This window comes from Streptomyces sp. 3N207 (assembly GCF_052246355.1).
Lineage (GTDB): Bacteria > Actinomycetota > Actinomycetes > Streptomycetales > Streptomycetaceae > Streptomyces.
Window position 1 is genome coordinate 1 of sequence record NZ_JBQQBV010000024.1, and the last position, 18,660, is coordinate 18,660.

The 18,660-nt window shown below is 68.4% G+C and carries 11 protein-coding genes and 5 pseudogenes; 5 read left to right on the plus strand and 11 right to left on the minus strand.

The features are described 5' to 3' along the window. Positions 1 to 699 precede the first annotated feature (699 nt). The 4 genes and pseudogenes from ACTWP9_RS29135 to ACTWP9_RS29150 form a co-directional block, all read right to left on the minus strand. Positions 700 to 1,851: a hypothetical protein gene (locus ACTWP9_RS29135; protein WP_443249290.1), complete on the minus strand. Its 1,152-nt coding sequence runs from the start codon at positions 1,849 to 1,851 to the stop codon at positions 700 to 702. Then, on the minus strand, positions 1,851 to 2,579 hold the full coding sequence (locus ACTWP9_RS29140) for an AAA family ATPase (protein ID WP_443249291.1): 729 nt from the start codon (positions 2,577 to 2,579) through the stop codon (positions 1,851 to 1,853). The genes ACTWP9_RS29135 and ACTWP9_RS29140 overlap by 1 nt, the downstream gene beginning before the upstream one ends. A gap of 63 nt (positions 2,580 to 2,642) precedes the next feature. Next, positions 2,643 to 3,749, minus strand: a complete 1,107-nt coding sequence (locus ACTWP9_RS29145) for a Mu transposase C-terminal domain-containing protein (RefSeq protein WP_443249292.1) — start codon at positions 3,747 to 3,749, stop codon at positions 2,643 to 2,645. A 904-nt stretch (positions 3,750 to 4,653) separates the two neighbouring features. Continuing rightward, positions 4,654 to 4,902, minus strand: a pseudogene (locus ACTWP9_RS29150) (hypothetical protein); the annotation flags it as partial. 364 nt (positions 4,903 to 5,266) lie between these two features. On the opposite strand from ACTWP9_RS29150, the gene ACTWP9_RS29155 reads away from it, so the two are divergent. Continuing rightward, positions 5,267 to 5,734, plus strand: coding sequence for a hypothetical protein (locus tag ACTWP9_RS29155; RefSeq protein ID WP_443249293.1), 468 nt, complete (start codon positions 5,267 to 5,269; stop codon positions 5,732 to 5,734). Between the two features lie 49 nt (positions 5,735 to 5,783). Here the strand turns inward: ACTWP9_RS29155 and ACTWP9_RS29160 are convergent. Next, positions 5,784 to 6,784 (minus strand): annotated as a pseudogene (locus ACTWP9_RS29160) (IS481 family transposase). 271 nt (positions 6,785 to 7,055) lie between these two features. Here ACTWP9_RS29160 and ACTWP9_RS29165 point away from each other — a divergent pair. Beyond that, positions 7,056 to 7,346: pseudogene (locus ACTWP9_RS29165) on the plus strand (hypothetical protein); the annotation flags it as partial. A gap of 87 nt (positions 7,347 to 7,433) precedes the next feature. Here the strand turns inward: ACTWP9_RS29165 and ACTWP9_RS29170 are convergent. Next, positions 7,434 to 7,802: a nuclear transport factor 2 family protein gene (locus tag ACTWP9_RS29170; protein WP_443249294.1), complete on the minus strand. Its 369-nt coding sequence runs from the start codon at positions 7,800 to 7,802 to the stop codon at positions 7,434 to 7,436. A 101-nt stretch (positions 7,803 to 7,903) separates the two neighbouring features. On the opposite strand from ACTWP9_RS29170, the gene ACTWP9_RS29175 reads away from it, so the two are divergent. After that, complete coding sequence (locus ACTWP9_RS29175; RefSeq protein WP_443249295.1) at positions 7,904 to 8,446, plus strand: winged helix-turn-helix transcriptional regulator; 543 nt, start codon at positions 7,904 to 7,906, stop codon at positions 8,444 to 8,446. A gap of 170 nt (positions 8,447 to 8,616) precedes the next feature. Beyond that, entirely contained in the window at positions 8,617 to 9,309 is a 693-nt protein-coding gene (locus ACTWP9_RS29180) for a class I SAM-dependent methyltransferase (RefSeq protein WP_443249296.1), read from the plus strand. Positions 9,310 to 9,377: 68 nt separating this feature from the next. On the opposite strand, the gene ACTWP9_RS29185 is transcribed toward ACTWP9_RS29180, so the two are convergent. The 5 genes and pseudogenes from ACTWP9_RS29185 to ACTWP9_RS29205 form a co-directional block, all read right to left on the minus strand. Next, complete coding sequence (locus ACTWP9_RS29185; RefSeq protein ID WP_443249297.1) at positions 9,378 to 9,737, minus strand: zinc finger domain-containing protein; 360 nt, start codon at positions 9,735 to 9,737, stop codon at positions 9,378 to 9,380. A 319-nt stretch (positions 9,738 to 10,056) separates the two neighbouring features. Continuing rightward, entirely contained in the window at positions 10,057 to 13,833 is a 3,777-nt protein-coding gene (locus ACTWP9_RS29190) for a hypothetical protein (RefSeq protein WP_443249298.1), read from the minus strand. A 12-nt stretch (positions 13,834 to 13,845) separates the two neighbouring features. Continuing rightward, positions 13,846 to 14,184: a trypco2 family protein gene (locus ACTWP9_RS29195; protein ID WP_443249299.1), complete on the minus strand. Its 339-nt coding sequence runs from the start codon at positions 14,182 to 14,184 to the stop codon at positions 13,846 to 13,848. Positions 14,185 to 14,521: 337 nt separating this feature from the next. Continuing rightward, positions 14,522 to 14,629 (minus strand): annotated as a pseudogene (locus ACTWP9_RS29200) (DMT family transporter); the annotation flags it as partial. A gap of 429 nt (positions 14,630 to 15,058) precedes the next feature. Then, positions 15,059 to 16,874: pseudogene (locus tag ACTWP9_RS29205) on the minus strand (serine/threonine-protein kinase). A gap of 1,389 nt (positions 16,875 to 18,263) precedes the next feature. Here ACTWP9_RS29205 and ACTWP9_RS29210 point away from each other — a divergent pair. Next, positions 18,264 to 18,593 carry a hypothetical protein gene (locus ACTWP9_RS29210; protein WP_443249300.1) on the plus strand — a complete coding sequence of 110 codons (330 nt, stop codon included), beginning with the start codon at positions 18,264 to 18,266 and terminating at the stop codon, positions 18,591 to 18,593. Positions 18,594 to 18,660 lie beyond the last annotated feature (67 nt).

Here is an 18,660-nt window from a genome sequence, read left to right on the forward strand (position 1 = left end):
CGGTCTGCTCCGCAGACACGACGCGCCGCCGCTACGCGGCGGACAACCTGGCCCCCTCCGGGGTCCAGCCGTCCCCTCCGGGGCCGGGGCACCGGCCTCCGGCCGGTGCCAACCGATCCTGTGAGGAGTGGCATTGCCTTGTCACCGGACTGCTGGCCTCTCTTGCTCCTGTGTGAGTGCGTGTCCCCTCCGGGGCCACCCACTCGCGGGCTACAGAGAAGGGGTTCGGTCCTCACTCGACCTCCCCCGGTATGCACGTCGGGGTCGATTTTGGGTTTCTCAACCACTCCCCCGCACCTTCCAGGGAAATCCCCTGACTCCGGATCAAGTATGCACGATGGGGTCGAAATTGAGGTCACACTACACCGCCCCGCAGCATCTGACACCGCGCAGGATTCGGAAGTGAATTCCCCTCAATACCTGACCGGTGATGGAGTAGAGGAAATTCCGAATGGGCTGTCAACTCGGTGGTGAGCGGGGTGCAACACGACACGGCATTGACCCGGCAAACGACACCACCTGTCACACCCAAACGACAGGCCCGGACACAAAAACCCCCAGGCCAACCAACCGGCAGTCAAGGACGGCCCTTGACGCAACCCCACCACAAACACGCGGCCCATCTTCCAGGGAGCACCGACCAGCTCCGGGCCCACGTGGCCCGGCCGGGGAAGCCCGGCTGTCGGCCTGCCAAGCTGCTCACACGTGGCGCCGTCGACGGCCCACCGGCTGTCTGTGGCCGAGGAGTTGAGGGAAGCCGGCCGTGTCCTTCTCGCGGAGTGTGCTGTGGTGAGCAGTGCTCAGGGGCCACACGGTGGGTGGCGGCGTCTTCCGGCGGGTGTTCTTTGACAGGAGCGGCTGAGGCGGGCGGAGTTTGCACTGCTCCGCGAAGTCGGTCAGACGCGGCAGCCGAGCTGCTCGAAGCGGATCAGCGAAGAGACGGGAATCCTTGCTGTCGGTGATCAGCAGGTGGAGGAACACGGTGGCGCGGAGGAAGGGGCGCGCCCAGTGGGGCACGTGGTGGGTCATACAGCCCTGACGGGCGTTCGCCGGATCGTGGAGGGTGAGGGTGCGGGCGTCCAAAGCGGCGTCGGTGACACGGGCAGTGAGCAGCTGGGGCATCGAGGCGGCGGTGTGGCAAGCCGTGGCCAGTTGGGCTGCCAGGTGCGGGTGGGCGGTGGCCGCTTGGAGGCGGGAGGCGATCAGGCTGCGGTCGGCGGCGGAGATGGAGGGTGGGGTGAAGCCGCGTTCGTCGGCTGGCGGTGGCTGGCAGGTGCAGTGGTCGGTCTCGTCGAGGGAGCGCAGGGTGGTCAGTGCCGGCAGGGTGATCCAGCGGCGTGAGGGCTTGGCTGGAGCACTGGTCCTGGGCCGGGTGGCGGTTGTGGCGGTTTCCTCGGCGGGCAGGAGTGCTTCCGCGTCCGCGAGGTAGTGGTCCGTTCGGCTCAGTGCCCTCTCCAGGCTCGTGGGGACCTTTCGTTGGTGGCACACCAAGGCGAGGCGCAGCCCTGTCCTGGCGCGGAGGGTCAGCAGGTCGTCCAGGGCGTGGGGGTCGAGGAGGTGGGCGCGCAGGAGGGTGAGGTGGGTGAGGGGGAGGGCGAGGATCCAGGCGGCGCACAGCATCCAGGCCGGGCGGGGGTCGAGTGGGCGGTAGCCGGTCAGGGGGACGGGTTTGCCCAGGGTGGCGAGGATGTCGTGGGCGAGGGCGAGGGTGGAGCGGGTTCCCGGGGTCGGGTGGACGGTGGTGCGGCCCTCTGCGGGGTCGTGGGCGGTCAGTGCTGCCCGGGTGTGGGTGACGTTGTCGTGGGGGTCGGTGATCAGGGTGATGGGCGGTGGGTGGGGGCAGGTGAGCATCAGGCGGCCTGGCGGGTGCGGAGTTTGCTGTAGGCCCAGCGCAGGAGGTCCTCGTCCACCGTTTCGCGGCCGGTCTCCTGCAGGCCGATGGTGAGGTGGTGGGTGATTTTCGCCCAGGCGCGGAAGTTCCCGTGGGCGGCTTCCTGGTCGCACAGCGCGATCAGGTCGGGGTCTGCGTCGGCCCACATGGGGTGGAAGGCGGGGATGACGGTGAGGACTTCATCCAGGGGCATGCCGCCGATCTCCTGCCAGGCATAGACCCGGGATTCGAGCATCGGCTCGCTCTGCAGCATCTCGAAGCAGCCGTTGCCGCCGGTGAAGACGATCGTCAGGTCGGAGTCGGTGTCATCCCACAAATAGCGCAGGTACTCGAAACACAGCTTCGAGAGCCACTGGGCCTCGTCGCACACCAGTACCCGGGGTTCTTCCAGTGCGCCGCGCAGCATGCGGTCGAACTCGATCGCGTGGGAGGGCGGGCGGCCGTGCAGGCCCAGGGCGTGGAAGAGCTCATGCCGCAGATCGCGTGTGGTGGGGCGGGCCCGGAACTGGATCCGGCGGGTCAGAGTGGGCGCCAGCTCCCGCAGGGAGGCGTTGACCGCGAAAGACTTGCCGTTGCCGGCCTGCCCGTAGATACAGATCATCGCTTTCGCCTCGATCGCGGCGCGGATGTTCTCCCGGGCTGTGAGGAGGGCCTGTGTGGAGACGACCTGGGCGCCGGGCAGGCGCATGAAGTGGTCCTCTCGCTGGCTTGGCAGGCGTCCCCTGCGTTCGCCGGTAGCCATCTTCGTTTCTCACTCCTTGCTGTCTGAAGGGGCCTCGGTATCTGGGGTGTCCTCTGCCGCAGGGGTGTTACGGGATGGTCCTGGGCGTGGCGGGGTGGTGGGTGCTGGGCGGGGGCGGGCCCAGCCGGCGGGCGGCTCCCGGGGCGGGATCAGGTCCGGCAGCGCGCGGGCGGCCAGATCCGTGGCCTGGGCGCGGGCGATCTCCTCCTGGGCCTGCTTGCCGGTGACCGTGCGCCGCGGGCGGGGAGTGCCCGGTGTGGTGGTGGCGGTGTAGCGGGTACGGCGCAGCTTCTCCGCGGCCTTCAGGTCGGCCTTGAGTGCGCGGGCCTTCTTCTCCCTGACCGCGCTGAGCGCCCTGCGCTGTTCGGGGGTTGCCTGTTCGGCCAGGTAGGCGGTCCCCAGATGGCGGCCGGGCTGCTCGGCCTGGAAGACCTCGATCTGCCCGTCGTAGTGCGGCAGATAGCGCAGCCTCACCTGGGTGCCGACATGCCCGACCATCCACGGGGCGATGTAGAAGCGGCGCCGCCACCTGATACCGCTGGTTGAGATCTTCCGCAGCCGGCCGTCGTCCTGAAGGGCGAAGAAGGCCAGCTGCTCCTCGTCCACGTCCTCGACGGGTGTCGGGTCCGCCTCCCAGGCCGCAATCGGAGTCTGCCCTGTCGGTAGTCCGGAGGGGTGGTGCTCGGTGTTCCACCACCGCACCCAGCCCAGCAGGTCCGTAACGAAGTCCGCGAAGGACATCAGGTCTTCAGCCTGGTCGGGGCGGTGAGCGCCGGCGGGACGGGCACGGCGGGTGTAGCCGGGCAGAGAGACGAGGAACATCTCCTCCACCGCGCTGTTCAGGGCCTCGATCGTGCCCTTGCGGTACGGCGTGTAGGCGGGCAGGTCCTCGACCGGGACCGCGAAACCGCCCAGCGCCTGGGAGACCGTCCGGCACAAGAACTCCTTGCCCCGGTCCACCCTGACCGCTGCGGGAAGACCACCGGCCGGACCATACGGGCCGGTGCGGCTGATACCCGTACGCAAGGCTGCCAGCACCGCATCCCGGGCCGGGGCATGCGGAGTGACCGCCACACCAGTGATCACCTTCGTCGCGACATCGACGAACCACGTCACCCACGGACACACCGCCTCCCCCTCGACCATCACCCGGACCGGGACCCGCTTGTGATCACCCTCCCAACACGCATTCCGGTGGGTGGGCGGACGCTTTCCGTACACATCGAACCGACGCCGGCCCGCCTCACCCTCCCGCAACCCGGCCCGCTCCCCCGCCGACAGATCCCGGGCAATCGCGCGGTGAAGCACCGAGAGAGAAGGGACCGGTTTCGATGAAGGGTCTTTCGCTGCCCGAGCGGCAAGCTCACGGTGAACCGCAGAGACGTTCCCGCCCCACAACGCGAGCAGTTCCCTAACCTCCTGCGTCACCGTGAACCGCGGACGGGGCCGTGGCCTTGTGCGCCCCTCCTGTCGCGCCGCGGACAACCAGTTCCACACGGTGCGCTCCGCAACGCCCACTGCGGAGGCCACCAGCCGCACATGAGCCGTACGAAGCTCTCCCCGCTCATCCAGGGCCAGCAGCCGAGCAACAGCGCTTGGCCGGTCCACGCCGACCGAGCACTCCCCGGCATCCCAGGAGCCGGAGCCCTCCTGCCTACCCACCCGCCTGCCCTCCGACGTCCCTCGCCGTCCGGAGGCAGGCTCTCCAGCCCAACCACCACGCAAGCAGACACGCCGACCTCGATCACCTCGACGAATGACATCAGCAACATCGATGCCACTAGCTTCGGAAGGGCGCCTACACGCTCAGCGCCTGGTCTTCATCGAGATTCGACGGCAGCCTTCAGCGTCAACTCGGCATCTGATCTTCAGTGCGCGCAGCCGCCCATCAGCAACCCCCCAGGCCGCGCGGCCACAAGCCGCACTGAAACCCTCACGCCGAACCACTGAAAACCAAACGCCAAACATCAGATTCCGGCTCAGGAAATGTGCTGTCAGGCGTGGGATTTTCAGGGGGGGTGTCGCCTTCCCAGTTCCACGAGGGAATTGGTGGGGCTGTAGAGGGCTCGGCCGGCGGGGTCCGAACCGGCCGATCTCGGTTATCAGGGCCGAGCCGTCGGCCCGCTCGACCTCACTCTGGCCGGTGACATCGAGCAGCAGGCCATCGAGCCGGACCGCCCACCAACTCCCGGTAGGAGCGGCCAGGACGGGCGTAGGGGTACGGGTCGTCGTGGTCGCTCCCGTACACCCGCCGGCGCGGCTGACTCATACGCGACAGCGTCCCACCCGGTACTGACACCACCGCACAGGCCCGCTGACACCAGTGCGCAGACCCGCTGAAGCCCGCGCTGTCGCCGGGCCCCGGCAGCGGGCCCGCCTACACACACGACACGTATTGACCCGGCAAACTCGACAGCCCCTGTCACACCCAAACGACAGGCCCGGACACAAAGACCACAGGTCAACCAGCCAGCAACCAAGGACAACCCATGACACAGCCCAACGACAAAACAACGACGCCCATCAAGCTGCGGGTTGTGGACAGCAGGCGTGTCTATACAGATCGTCAATCTTGGTAAGTGGTCTACTTCCGGAATTGGGGGTGTTACGTGTTGTAGGGCTTGGAGGCTGAGATGAAGAGATTGGTGATTCTCCTGGCGCCGCTGCTGACTGCTCAGCTCGCGTGCGGCGGAACAGGAGACAACGGCGAGACATCATCGCCCACGCCGACCGAGACCAAGACCTCGCCGACGCCGACCGAGACCAAGACTTCGCCGACGCAGACCAGCAGCCCTTCCCCTGAAACCGGGGGGCGAAAGCCGCCGATCAAAAGTGGCGACTGGCGGCTAGAATCAATTGCGCTGAAGGACGACGGGTTGGGTAGCTTCGGCGGACGCGCGCGTATCACGTACACCGGCAGCGATGAGGCCGGTGGCGTCAACACGTTTACGATCACCGTTTTCAAAGGCAAGAAGGACATCGCCACGCTCAATGGCTCCCTGAACGATGTATCGCCCGACAGCACAGACACCGCCGAACTTATCTCCACAGACAGCTACCAGAGCGGCCCCTACACCTACGACTTCCAGCCCGACTTTTGACCCTGCTTCAAGTCCCTGAGAGTCGATCCGCCAGCGGTAATACCCACGGCTAGTTGTATGAGGCCATGAGGTTGGTGACGCCTGCGTGGAGTCGGGAGGCTGGGGCTGGTTTCTGGCGGCAGTGTGAGGGCGATGGTAGTTGTAGTGGATGTTCCAGGTGGTCAGGGCTTGGGTTCGCTGGTCGTCTGAGGTCCATACGCGGTTGTAGAGGAACTCTTCGGCGAGGATGCGTTGGTAGCGCTCGACTTTGCCGTTGTGCCGTGGCGTGTAGGGCGTGATCCGCTGGTGGCGGGAGCCGTGGAGGGCTCGGGCGAAGTCGCCTGCGCGGTAGCAGGCGCCGTTGTCGGTGACGATCCGCTGGATGTAGTTGATGCCGTGAGCGGCGAAGAAGGCCCGGGCCCGGTGGAGAAAGCTGATCGCTGTGGCGGCCTTCTCGTCGGGTAGTGCTTCGGTGTAGGCCAGGCGGGAGAAGCCGTCGATGGCCGAGTGGAGGTAGAGGTAGCCGGGGCGGGTGCTGCGGGTCTTGGTGCGTGCGACACGCTTGGCCTGGTCGCTGCCGCGGCCGTGGACACGCCAGCCGCCGCCGTCGGGGATCCGGCCGGTCTTCTTCACGTCGAGGTGGACCATGTGGCCTGGCCGGCGGGCGGTGATGGTGCGGGGTGTGCGGTTTGTGCCGCCGTCGGGGTCGATGAAGCGGCGGCGGTTCAGCCCGAGTTGGTGCAGATGGCGGGTGACCGTGCGGCGGCTGATGACCGTGCCGTCAGCTTGCAACTCGAAGGTGATGCGGGCTGCGGACCATCTGTGCTGGCGGCGCATCGACTCGATGCGGGTCACGGTCTCGCCGGGTGTCCGTGTGGGCTGGTGCCGGGGTGTGCTGGGCCGGTCGTGCAGGCCGAGGTCGCCGTGGCGGCGGTGCCGGTTGACCCACTTGCTCGCGCAGGCCCGCGAGATGCCCATTTCCGCGGCGACGTGGGCGATCGGACGGTCCCGACACCTGCGCACCAGACGACGACGGCCTTCGACGGACAACGGGGCATTACGGTGGGACACCAGGCGGGTCCTTTCGCTGGCGGATGGGTGACTTGGCAGTTCTCATCCTGCCGCCCAAGGACCCGCCCCTTACATAGCAGCCCCACCGTCAACAACGTCACGACCCGCAACACCTAGATCACACGCTTTCGCCCAGCGCTTCAGCCATCTCGTCGGCAGCCCACCGATGGCCTACCTCGCCGAGTGGCGCATCTGCCAGGCCGCCGACGTGCTGGCCAACAGCGATTCCACAGGAAACGATCTGAGGCGTGAGCGACGACTTCAAGCGCGTGGAATCCCACGAACCGCGCGGCACCGCTTGGTCATCCCGCACCGCCGCGAACGCGGCCGGAGCGAGCTGCCTGCCCTGGAAAGCGGAACACGATGCTTCCTACCGCGAGGTCCACGCCTGCCCGGAATACGCCTTCGCCCGCATGAAGACCGGGAAGATCCTCCGGATTGCCGCCTCAAGGGCGACGGCGTCCGCCGCACCGTGCCCGGCATCGCCCGCCTGCGCGTCCTCACCCTCGCCGGAAGCCCCCGGATGACCGGGGAACAAGGCCAACCGGCCAGCATGCCGTAGATCATTTATGGGACAACGCCTGGTACGTCGAGCGCCGCGAGGACGGGATCGCTGGCGCTGACGCTCGGCCGGCGGATGTTGTGTTGGTCAGCGGTAGTCGTTCTCCTTCAGCGGGATCACCCAGGCGCGGCGCTCGCAGATCAGCCCGTCCCGCATCCGGAACACCTCCGCCATCGACATGCGCATCACCGTGTCCTCGTCGCCGACGGCCACGCTTCCGTTGATCTCCGCCATCACCACGTCATCCTCCTCGACCATGCGCACGACCTCCAGGTTCGGCGGTGTGACGAACCCCGGGCCTTCGATCGCGGCGTCGTATGCCTCCTTGCCGGTGAGGTTGAAGGCGCCGTAGACGGTCCACTCGATGTCGTCGGTGAGGCAACTGAGGATCTGCGCGTGGTCGTTCTTGCGGAAGCCGTCCAGGTAGGTCTCGACGGTCTGCTTGTTCTTGGACATGGTTCCCTGCTTCCACTCTGATGCCGGTTGTGTTTTGCAAGCGCTTAGGACTCTAAACGGCGGTGCTGGTAAAATGCAAGCGGTCTCTCCGGGAGGAACTCATGACAGCGACGCCACACACCGCGGCCCGCTCCAGGCTGCGCTCCGAATGCCCCCTCAACGCCGCCGTCGAGGTGTTCGGGGACCGTTGGACGCTCCTCGTCCTGCGCGACATGATCTTCGGAGACCGGCGGCACTTCAGGCAGCTCCAAGCAGGCTCGGAGGAGGGCATCGCCTCCAACATCCTGTCGGACCGACTCGCCAAGCTGCTGGAGGCAGGCATGCTCACCCGCGACGATCCGGGCCCCGGCCGACGCGCCACCTACAGCCTCACCGAGCCAGCCATCCAACTGGTGCCCACCCTCGCGCATCTGGGCGCGTGGAGCGTGCGGCACCGCCCCACCACCCCCGACCGACGAGCGGGAGCCGAGTGGCTACTGGCCGCCGGGCCGGAGTTCTGGGACGACTTCATGGCCGAGTTGCGCGAACGGCATCTGGGCATCCCCCGGCCCGAGGGCTCCGGGCCTCCCGCGTCCGAACGAATGGCCGCCGCCTACGCGCAAGTCGTAGCGATGGCACAAGGCGCCGATCAGGATGCCCCCTGACCTGCGTGGACGCCGCCGAGTGCGGCCCGTGCCACCACGGCAACGACTCCCACTGACCACCCCCGCACACCGCTCCCTCCCTGGGCCCTGGCCGTCTGCGGCCGGGGCCCTTCGGCACGCCCGGGTGAGAGTGACCGGAATCGGCCCGCCGCCCGTCCGGGCCCGCCAGGATGGGCCGCGTGACCGCCACCGCAGACCTCTGGCACCACTACGGCCGCACCCGCCACGCCACCGACCGCGCAGTCCCCGACACCTTCTCCTGGACCTGGCGACAGGACAGCGGACCCGGCACCGAGGTCCTGGGCGACCTGGACGGCCGGGTCCTCGGCGACCTGGGCGCCGGAGCCGCCCGGCACGCCGCCCACCTGGCCGTCCACCACCAGCCGGCCCGGGTCGATGCCATCGACGCCTCACCCGCCCAGCACACCATGGCCACCGACCTGTACAGCCATCTTTCCCCCCGCCTGCGCCTCGTGCACGCCGATGTGACGTACCACCTGAGCGCCGCTGCCAGCACCTATGACGTGCTCTACAGCGTCTTCGGAGCAGTCGACTTCACCGATCCGCACGAGCTTCTGCCAGCCGCAGCCTACGCGTTGCGGCCCCGCGGGCGGCTGGTGTTCTCCACCCTCGCCCACTACCTGACCGGCGCCCCCGCCCAGCCCGACGTCCAGCACGCCGATATCCCTGCGAAGACACCCGAGGGCGAGACCGCCACGATGCGCCGCTGGGTACTCCAAGAGCACGTATGGACCAAGATCCTCGACCAGGCAGGTTTCGCCCAAATCAGCATCGACACACTGCGCTCCACCACCGACGGGCCACGTACTGCCGATACCCAGCTGGTGACAGCCACGATCTGACCCGGCCGCCCCTCGGCATTCCGGCGCGGGCGCTGAGGACACCCTGGGAAGCAGGGCCCGGACAGGGGTCAGTCGGGCCGCTTCGCCTGGCGGGACGCCCGCACCACGGGCAAGCCGCCGTTGCGGTCCGTGGTGCGGGGCACGGCCTTGGCAGGCTCGGGCTGCCTTTGAGTGTGCTGGCCCTTCTTGCCACGGCGCTGCTTGCCTGCGACACCGCCTTGGTAGACAGGCAGGGTTTTCGGATCGATTCCGTTGGCCTTGAGCCTCTCGGTGTGCACGCCGTTGCGCGGTCGGAGCCCGGGACGGGCGCGGCAGGGTTCACCCTGCATCGCGTAGCACTTCGGGCACGTCCCCTGCCGACGGGGGTCGGGTTTGCGCCGGGGGACGCGGAAGGTGGTCATGGGGGTGCCGTAGCTGCCTCGTGGCATATCTGCCTCCTTCGATACTCCGCCTTCCCACATTGTTGGCCGTGCCGCTGGCGGGTAAGCCGCGGCGCGCGGGGACCTCCGAAGCGGTTATGCGGTCTGTCAACCTGTTCCAGACCGGGAGTGTCTCAAGGCTTTCCTGCTGCCTGGCCGCGTGACGATGAGCCGGTGGCCAGGCAGCAGCGCGATGAACCCCAGCTCACCCGTGGCGACTTCGGACATTGACAACACGGGGCGCCACGGCGTTACGTCTTGCCGGTGAACTGTTCCGGCACGCGTCCGGTCAGCCAGCACAGCCGGACGGGCCGCCGGCCGGTTGACATCACTCGACAAGCAGGCCATGGATCCGCTCCGCCAGGCCAGGATCGACGCGCACGGCATGAGCGAGGTACTTGGGGGTGTCCAGGTCCGTGGCGAGCGCCTCGGCCGACATGCGACGCGCGGTCAAGGGGTCAATAGAGACGGCAACCTTGAACAGCGCGTAGATCGCTTCAAATTGGACCTGGCGTGGCCCGCCGGTTGACCGCAGCCAGTAGTGAAACGCCTCGGTCACCCGCGCCAGCGCGCCGTCATGGTCACCGGCCCTCTCCAACGCGCCGGCGATGGCGGCCATCACCGGCGTACGGAAACTCGCATCGCCGATGCGCTTGAGCAGGTCTTCCGCCAGCGTCAAGTCACCGATGTCCGCCGCGGCTGCCGCGATGTCCGAGAACGCACGATCCGTCTCGGGGTCTGCCGCTTCCCGGGCGTCAATTCCTTGTACGGCTCTCTCGAGCTTGTTCCGTGCCCTGCCGGGATTTCCCCGTCTTGCAGCACGACGCGCCGAACGCAGGGCACGCCATACCCGCATCGGTTCGGGGTAGACGGGGCCGAGATCGTCAGCGTCGGTCGTTCCGGCATGTGGCTCCTCAGCGCCATGTGTCAGGGCGGAGGGATCTTCCTGTGGGCCCTTGACCGTGTCTTTGAACGCAGAGCTGAGTGACCAGATGAATGCCTCAAATGCCCCGCGCCAAGGGCGCGCATATCCGATGTCGCTCAGCACGGCGTTGAGGTTCCACCGGTCCCAGTCGCGCATGCCCTTGAGGGGATCGGCCCGCGCCATGATCCGTTCGGCGATGGCGGGGTGGCCGTTGCGGGCCGCTGCCGCCGCGAGATATTCGTGCGCGTTGTCGGGTTCGGTCCGGCGCGCGGGAGACGGAAGCGCGCGCTCAGCGCTCTCCAGAAGTGACAGGACCCGGGCGCAGTCGCGGGCGGCGTCCACACATCCGACCAGCGCCGTAAGAAGCGCTGGGCCGCGTTCACCGCGTTCCATGGCGCCGAGCAGGTCATCCGCGCTTCGGACATCCCCGACGCTCTCGCACGCACGGGCCACGTGGCCGCGGGTCTCATCGCTCTCGGCCGGGTCACCATCGCCGACGTGCGACAACGCGAGGCCGGTCAGCCGGGAGGCCAGAGCGGCCTCACCCACGTCGGCGGCGGCCACCGCCACATAGGCGGCGGCGCGCGCGAGGTCATCGCGGTCGGCGCGTTCCCCCTCCCCGGCGGGTGCGAGCGCCCCGGCCCTGTCGACCAGGGCACGCTCCGCCTCGGTCAGCAACGCCGCCGCATCAATCGGCTCATCGGCGCCTGCCGCACCCCGGACGATGAGGGCGAGCGTCACCGCCTTCGTCACAAGGTACTCAACTCCCATCTCGCGAAATGCCGCCGACGGGCCCGCCAAAACCGCCTGGTGACCTCGGATCTCCACAAGAGCGGTCACGACAAGCGCCGCCCATTCCGGATCCTGTGCTTTCTGGCCCGCATGCCCCGCCGCCTCACCCAGAAGTCTCTCCGCCATATCCCGATGACCGGCCCGTGCGGCACAGAGCGCGATACGGGCAAGATCCATCGGCTGAGCGTGGCACTTGGGATCCCTGACACGACTTTCGACCTCTCCGAGCAGCGTCCGAGCGGAAGTCTGGTCTCCTTTTTTCCACGACGCAGCCGCCAGCCGGGCCAGCAGCGCAGCCTCGGCGCCGGGAAGGCGCGACCCCCACGAGCTCGGTTTCTCGGATTGGTCCGCGCACTTCCTGAAACGCTCGGTGTCCTCGGCCTGAGCCGCGATCTCGGCCATGCCGACGAACGCCTCGGTACGCCGCCAGATATGAGCGGCGAGATACTCCGCCCGCCTCCACTGCCCCTGCCGAGCCCAGGCAACCGGGATCTCCGCGGGAAAGGGACAACGGCTGCTGCCGAGCCTGTCGACCATCTGATACCGGCGCCACGCCAGGACGCACACCGCCGCAAGGTCCGGGGCCTCCTCGGCGGCGAGGGCATGGAGAACCATGCTCAACTCGGCGACGGCGAAGGCGTCATGGCCCACCCGGCGCTGCCACAGGGCCAGCCGCTCCGGGCTCGGCAGCACGGCCAGGCGGCCGGTTTCCCGGGAAGCGGTCAACAGGGCCGGGTAGTGGTCCAGGAGATACGCCGGGGTGCTGTCCGGCCAGCCCTCCTTCGCGTAGCGGCCCGCCCATGTGTGGAGGGCAGCGCGGTAGCGATGGGCGGCAGCTTCGCCGAGTTGGCCCAGTACCGTGCGGCGCAGCTCCTCATGTCCGTATGCGAAGCGCTCCTCACCGCTCGCCCCTCCCGCGACCAGCACCCTGGCCGGTGCGCTCCGGGTGATGTCGGCCACCTCACAGCGGTCGACGTCGAGAACCCCGGCCAGTTCGTCGACGGTCATCGGCCCAGCGATGGCCAGCAGGCCGAGCGCCTGCCGGGCGCCGCCGTCGCGCAGCAGGCCCGCCACATCGGCGGTGGCGCGGTCCCTCAGCCGCCCGGCGTACGGGCTCGGCGTCAGCTCGACCCGTGGGCATCTCGCCTCATCCCGGAGCGGATGGTCGGGGGCCACCTCCACTGGTACGGGCGGGAGACGGCGGCTGAGTAGCAGGACATGTCCTCGTGCGCCGGTCCGCGTGGGAAGCAACGCGGCGATCGGCGGATGTTCATCGTTCTCGTCAAGCCCGTCGACGAGCAGCAGCAGGTGCCGGCCAAGCCGCTCCGCCCGCCCACAGGCGCGGTACCACAGGCTCTCCAGGTCGGCCTGGGTGTACATGATCTGCCTCTCCTCGTCCAGCAGCGCGGAGAGCTGGTCGCAGATCTCCTGCCGGAACTCGCCGGTCTGTGCACCACTGCCCCGGGAAACAAAGAAGGCCACCACGTCTATATCAGCGGGCGGACGGGAGGCGGCGCACGCGGCGAGCGCCGACTTGCCTGCCCAGGGTGGCCCCACGATCCAGCAGTACGGCTCACCGGAGCGGGCGAAGGCGTAGATGGCGGCCAACTCGGCCTCCCGGTCCCGCAAGGTGCCGACGCGGTCGGCCCGTTGACGGATGTGGTCGGCATACGAGGGGCGGCGCAGCGCGGGGTGGCACCGGGCGTCGACGCCGTCGGCTGCCAGCAGCCCCCAGAACGCGTCGGCGCTCGCCGCCGTTTCCGGATCCAGGGTCCCGGCCTCGGGCTCCGCGCCGAGCGGCGCCAGCGAGCAGGCGGTCAGCGGCACATCTTCGCGCTGGGCCGAGACCACCACGCCGATCAGCATGCCGTGTGCGAAGACCGACCCGCCGGACATGCCCGCCCACTTCTCGCCGCGAGTCAGCGGGCGCCCGTCCCGGTTGAGTTCCAGGTGCCCCGTCTTGCGGTGGGAGTGGCTGGCGATGTGGCCGGTGAGCTGGTAGCTGTCCCGTACCGGTTGGCCGGCCGCGTCGGAGGTGGCGGTGAAGCGCGGGAAGCCGGTCGCGGTCACCGCAACGGTGCGGGCGGGTTCGGGGTGCAGCAGGCCAAGGCGTGGCGGGTTCAGCAGGGGGCTGGGAGCCAGATCGGCCCGTAAGGCCAGCAGGGCGACATCGAGTCCGGGCGAATGGGCACGCCATACGACCTCGGCGGGCAGCCACTCCCCCGCCGCTCCGAGCCGCACCTCCACCCCGTTCGCCGTGTCGGTCAGCAGATGCCGGGAGGTGACGATGAGCGTGCGCCCCAGCCGGTAGCCCGAGCCGTAGTCGTATGCCCCCGAGCGCCCGGCAACGATCACCTCGACTACCTGGTCCAGGTCGGGATGCGGCATCGAGGGGCCCGGCTACCGTGGGCGCTCGCCGAGGCGGTCACTGACCCGCACGGGTTGCCCGTCTGACGACTCGGGAGTGAGGGTCAGCGCGATCCGCTGCCGGATCTGCTCATTCCGCCGAGCCGACCCACCCGTGCCGACCACCCAGAACTTCACCTCACCCCGTCCTTCGGCTTCCCGGCCCGAGGTCACCTCCAGCTCAAGCTCAACCGGCCCCACCGCGAACCGTAGATCGTCACCAGCCTCCCGCACCCGGCTCTGACAAGCCTGGAGTTCAGCGCGCAGTGCGGCGATCCACTCGGCCAGACCGATGTCACCGTCATCGATGCCGTCCCCGCCAGATTCAGACATTCTCATCCCCGCCGTTGGAGGTCACTCAAGCCGTGCCAGCTTAGCCTCGCGCTTTCGTGCGCCCAGCAGACTCGGAGGTCTTGATGACGTAATTGATCTTCGTAAGCTCGTTGTCGCCTGCCGGTGGAAGTTCCGTCTGGGTAGCTGCCAAGAGGCACGGAGAGGGCGTAGCCGACCTCGAAGGCTCCGGCGAGGAGGAGGACGAGCCATGCTCGTGCTCGGTCGCTGCGGGCGGTGACGTTCTTGTGGGTGGTGGCGGTGTCGCTGGACATGTGAGTTCCTTCCTCGTGAACGATTTCGGCAAGGTGGCGTGGCGCGGGGTTGGCGTCCTGAGGTATCACGCTGCTCCGCTGAGTTGGAGGCCGACGACTCCGGCGATGACGGCAGCGATGCCAAGGAGCTTGCGCCAGTCGAGACGTTGACCGAAGAGGAGGCCGTCCAGGACGCCGCTGAGCGCATCGAGGACGGGGAACTGCCCGAGATCACCGCCCCGATGTACGAGACCGCACCGCCCAAACGCCAGCCCACACCCCTCAAGGCGGTCCGAGCCGCCGGATAGCCACCGGTCGATGGCGGTCGCTGCGCGAATGGAGCACATGCAGTGGCGTATGCGCGTGCTCGGTGACCAGCTCGAAGACGTGACGAAGTCGATGGACAACCTCCGTCGCAAGCTGCCCGATCGGTGACATTCATCGGCTGGCATCGAGTGGCCTACCGTTGAGTACGTTCTGCGACGACGTGGCCGAGCCAGCGCCGGTCCGAACTCATCTGCGTGGCGCCCGAAACGTGTTGCCGACCGAGGTCGGTGCATGTCCAGCGTGTTGCTCTTGGCGAACAGCACGGGGGCCGCCTTCGCGGGAAGGGCGTCGCCGGCCTACTCGTCCTTCGCCTCGATGGCGTTGCGCCAGACCGTGACGTCGAGCTTGACGTAGTCGCTCGGGTCCGCCTCGGAGGAGCGCCCTCGGTAGGTGACGAGGGCGACGTGGCCCGAGCTGGTCTGGACGCAAATCTGGGAGCCGGGCGAGAGCTGGTCCAGCCCAACACTGTCGGTGAAGCGGGTCTCGTTGCTGCAGGTCTGCAGCGAACCCTTCTGGGAGTTGTTGAGCAGGACGAGCTTGTCGTTGGGCCCGTTCATATTCAGTGACGGGTCCGACGTCCAGTGGTTGTAGTTCAGCGCTGAGCTCAGTCCGCCGTCATCCAGCTGTCGAGGCTTCAGAGGGTCGTCAGAGAAGACGAGATCATGGTTGGAAGGCACATTGATGCCCTTGTACGTCGCGGGCTTGGGATTCGGCCTCGGCTTCGCCTTCCCCTCGGCCGAGCCGCCGGAGCTGTCGGAACTTTCGGAGCTGGAGCTGTCGGAACTTTCGGAGCTGGAGCTGTCGGAACTTTCGGAGCTGTAGTCCATGTTGCCCACCGCGAAAAGCCCGCCGTAGAACAGCACGCAGACGCCCCCGATCACCGCCGCGATCGTCTTCCCCCGGTCCCACCTCCGGCGGGGCGGCAGCGGCCGTGGGTACGCGGGCGGGTGCGGGCTACCGGGGCGCGGGGCGTAACCGGCCACCGGAGGGTACGGGCCGCCGGGGTGCGGCGCGGGCTGGAAGGGGCCGACTGGGCGTGCGGCCATAGTCGGGGCGGCAGCCAGGGGCGTCGGCGGCGGGGGCGGTGTCGGCGGCCCGGAAGGCTGGGGCGTCTCCTGCACGGTTACCGGTGCCGTCCCCGCCGGCAGGGCGGCAGCGCCCGGAGTGGCGGTCTGCGTCGGGAGCAGGTCCTTCACGGGTGCGGGGGCTACAGCCCGCCGGGTGATGTCGGCCACCACCGCGCCGGGCAGCCAGTCGCCGGGCCGCCGCAGCTGGCTGTCGCCGGAGGCGGTCTGGCACATCCGCAGGATCTCATCGAGCCCCGGCCGGTCCTCCGGCGCCTTGGCCAGACAGCGGGTGACCAGCTCCCGCAGCTCGTCCGGGAGACCGTCCAGCCCGGGCTCGGCGTGGACGATGCGGTAGAGCACACCGTGCGAGGTTCCCTCACCGAACGCCGGGGTGCCCATCGCGGCGTACGCCGCGATCTGCCCCAGCGCGAAGATGTCGGTGGCCCCGCTCACCCGCTGCCCCTCCGCCTGTTCCGGCGCCATGAACGAGGGGGTGCCGACGGTGACCCCGCTGCTGGTCAGCGAAGTAGCATCAGCGGCACGCGCGATACCGAAGTCGATGACACGCGGCCCGTCCTCCGCGAGCAGCACATTGGAGGGCTTCAGATCCCGGTGGACGATGCCCGCCTTGTGAATGACCTCAAGCGCCTCCGCGATCCCGGCGAACAGGAACAGCACCGTCTCCACCGGCAACCGCCCGTTCACAGCCACCGCCTCGGCGACCGAGGGACCCGGGCACGTAGGCAGTGGCCAGCCAGGGATGCGGACCCTCCGTGTCGCTGTCGATCACCGGCGCGGTATAGAGGCCCTGCACCCGCTCCGCGGCCCGCACCTCCTGCTGGAAACGGCGCCGGAACTCCGGAGCCTCACCGAACTCAGGACGGATCACCTTGATGGCAACGGGACGTCCGCCCGGGGTGTAGGACAGGTAGACCTTGCCCATGCCGCCCGCGCCGAGGCGGGCCGCGAGCCGGTACCCGGCGACCGAGGTGGGATCATCCTCCGCAAGTGCGGTGAAGACCTCCGCTGACCCTCCGTCAGTCATCAAACCCCGCCCCTGCCTTCCTCGTTCGCTCTCAAGACCACCTGACAGTACCGGGCACCTGATCGACCGGACGGACTAGTCCCACCAAGTCGACAGCCAGGCCGCGTGGGCAGCCGTGTCCCCGGTGACGCGGACGATCAGGGTGTCCTCCAGCAACGTCTCGCCTGTGCGAAGGCATGGACGCCTGCCCGATGTCGGAGGGTGGGGATGAGCGGCGAGAGCGAATTCGACGCGGGAGTGGGCACGTCTGACCAGAAAAAACGAGCGGGCCCCGAAGGGGCCCGCTCTCCCAACACCTCACGTTGACTCCCGCGGGACACCCCCAAGGGGGTGACGGCATTCCGCAGGAACGCGAGGAAGGAATCCAGCATAACTACCCGTCCGCCTTACCAACGAGCTTGCCCAGGAGCATCCTTATGATCCGCCACGACCGAGTCCACCTCGGCGCCGTGACCGAACACGACGTTGCCCGCGCCGCCGGCTACGCATGGGACACCTGGCGCACCTCCAAGAAGTCCGAACGCGCCAAGTTCAAGGCCCGCGTCCCCTCGCTGACCACTGACAGGGACCGGCTTGATGCCTACGACCCCAAGCAGGTCGACGCCTTTTTCGCCTCTGGTGCTGAGATGCCCACCGTGATCACCCGCGATGAGGACCTCGAAGAAGAGGAGAAGCATCCCGAGGACCTGCTGTCCGACCACGAGGCTGCCGACGCCCGGGGCATCAACGTCAAGACCTTGCGGACCGGCGTACAAACCGGCCAGTTCACCGGTACCTCGAGATCGCTGGCATCCGCTGGTGGCCGCGGCACATCCTCACCCCGAAGAAGGCCGGCCGACCCAAAGGCTCCACCGACTCCGCCCCACGTGCCCTGCACCATCACCCCATCCATGAGACCGCCGAGGAACGCGTCAACGAGATCGTCGAGCAGCTGCGGGACGGTGCCAAGCCGAACGCCGACGAGGTGGCCCAGCGCTATGCAGTTCACGTCGACTCGGCACGCCGATACCTGGCACGCGCCCGCGAGCAACTCGACAGCCAGTAAGCCAGCGCTCGCACACCGCGGCATGGCCGGTACGCGCAGACGGTCTCGCCGCGCAGGCCACCCGCCGGGCAGCGCACGAACTCGGCTGCCGCGCGCACGCGACCAACCCGCCACGCCGGATACCGGCCACCTCGATGCGGCTGCACGCGGCCGAGGATGCCCGCGGCACCTGCGGCTGGTACGCCAGGCTGGTCCGCGGCAAGGGACGCGGCACACTGCCTGACCGCACACTCGGCACCCAAACCAGCAAGGGGTCCTGGCAGGAAAGCTGTGTACTGGGGGTGAGCCCCTCACAAGCCGCTCAGCTATCCCAGCGCTTCCCCCGGCAGACAGAGCATGTGGATGTGGAGCTTGATTACACCTTGCGGCTCGCCCCCTGGTGGATGCGCTTCGACAGCTTCTTCGGGGACCGCGCGCGCTACGTACGCGTGAAGCACGACGGAGACGAGAAGCTCATCGCGACGGGCAGCGCGGGAGCAGCAGACGGCGCCTGGTGGGCTTCCACCACCTGTGGCGGCCGCCCGGCCGTACACGTGGTGAGCATGCCGCACCCGTACAACGAGTTCGCGCCGACACGTGAGCGCGCCGCCTTCCACGCCTACGTCACCGACATCGCGCACCGCCGAGGCTGCACTCTTGACGCCTTCCCCTCAAAGGCCGATTTCCGCGAATGACCGCCGATTGCCCGGACGATGCTCGTTGACTCAGCTGATGCGGGCGCCGTCACCTCAGATCGGCATG

Coding starts and splice junctions, on each gene's coding strand:
- ACTWP9_RS29175 (WP_443249295.1), top strand. CDS start 7,904: ATGACAGCGACGCCACACACCGCGGCCCGCTCCAGGCTGCGCTCCGAA.
- ACTWP9_RS29170 (WP_443249294.1), bottom strand. CDS start 7,802: ATGTCCAAGAACAAGCAGACCGTCGAGACCTACCTGGACGGCTTCCGC.
- ACTWP9_RS29190 (WP_443249298.1), bottom strand. CDS start 13,833: ATGCCGCATCCCGACCTGGACCAGGTAGTCGAGGTGATCGTTGCCGGG.
- ACTWP9_RS29155 (WP_443249293.1), top strand. CDS start 5,267: ATGAAGAGATTGGTGATTCTCCTGGCGCCGCTGCTGACTGCTCAGCTC.
- ACTWP9_RS29185 (WP_443249297.1), bottom strand. CDS start 9,737: ATGCCACGAGGCAGCTACGGCACCCCCATGACCACCTTCCGCGTCCCC.
- ACTWP9_RS29180 (WP_443249296.1), top strand. CDS start 8,617: ATGGGCCGCGTGACCGCCACCGCAGACCTCTGGCACCACTACGGCCGC.
- ACTWP9_RS29195 (WP_443249299.1), bottom strand. CDS start 14,184: ATGTCTGAATCTGGCGGGGACGGCATCGATGACGGTGACATCGGTCTG.
- ACTWP9_RS29140 (WP_443249291.1), bottom strand. CDS start 2,579: ATGCGCCTGCCCGGCGCCCAGGTCGTCTCCACACAGGCCCTCCTCACA.
- ACTWP9_RS29135 (WP_443249290.1), bottom strand. CDS start 1,851: ATGCTCACCTGCCCCCACCCACCGCCCATCACCCTGATCACCGACCCC.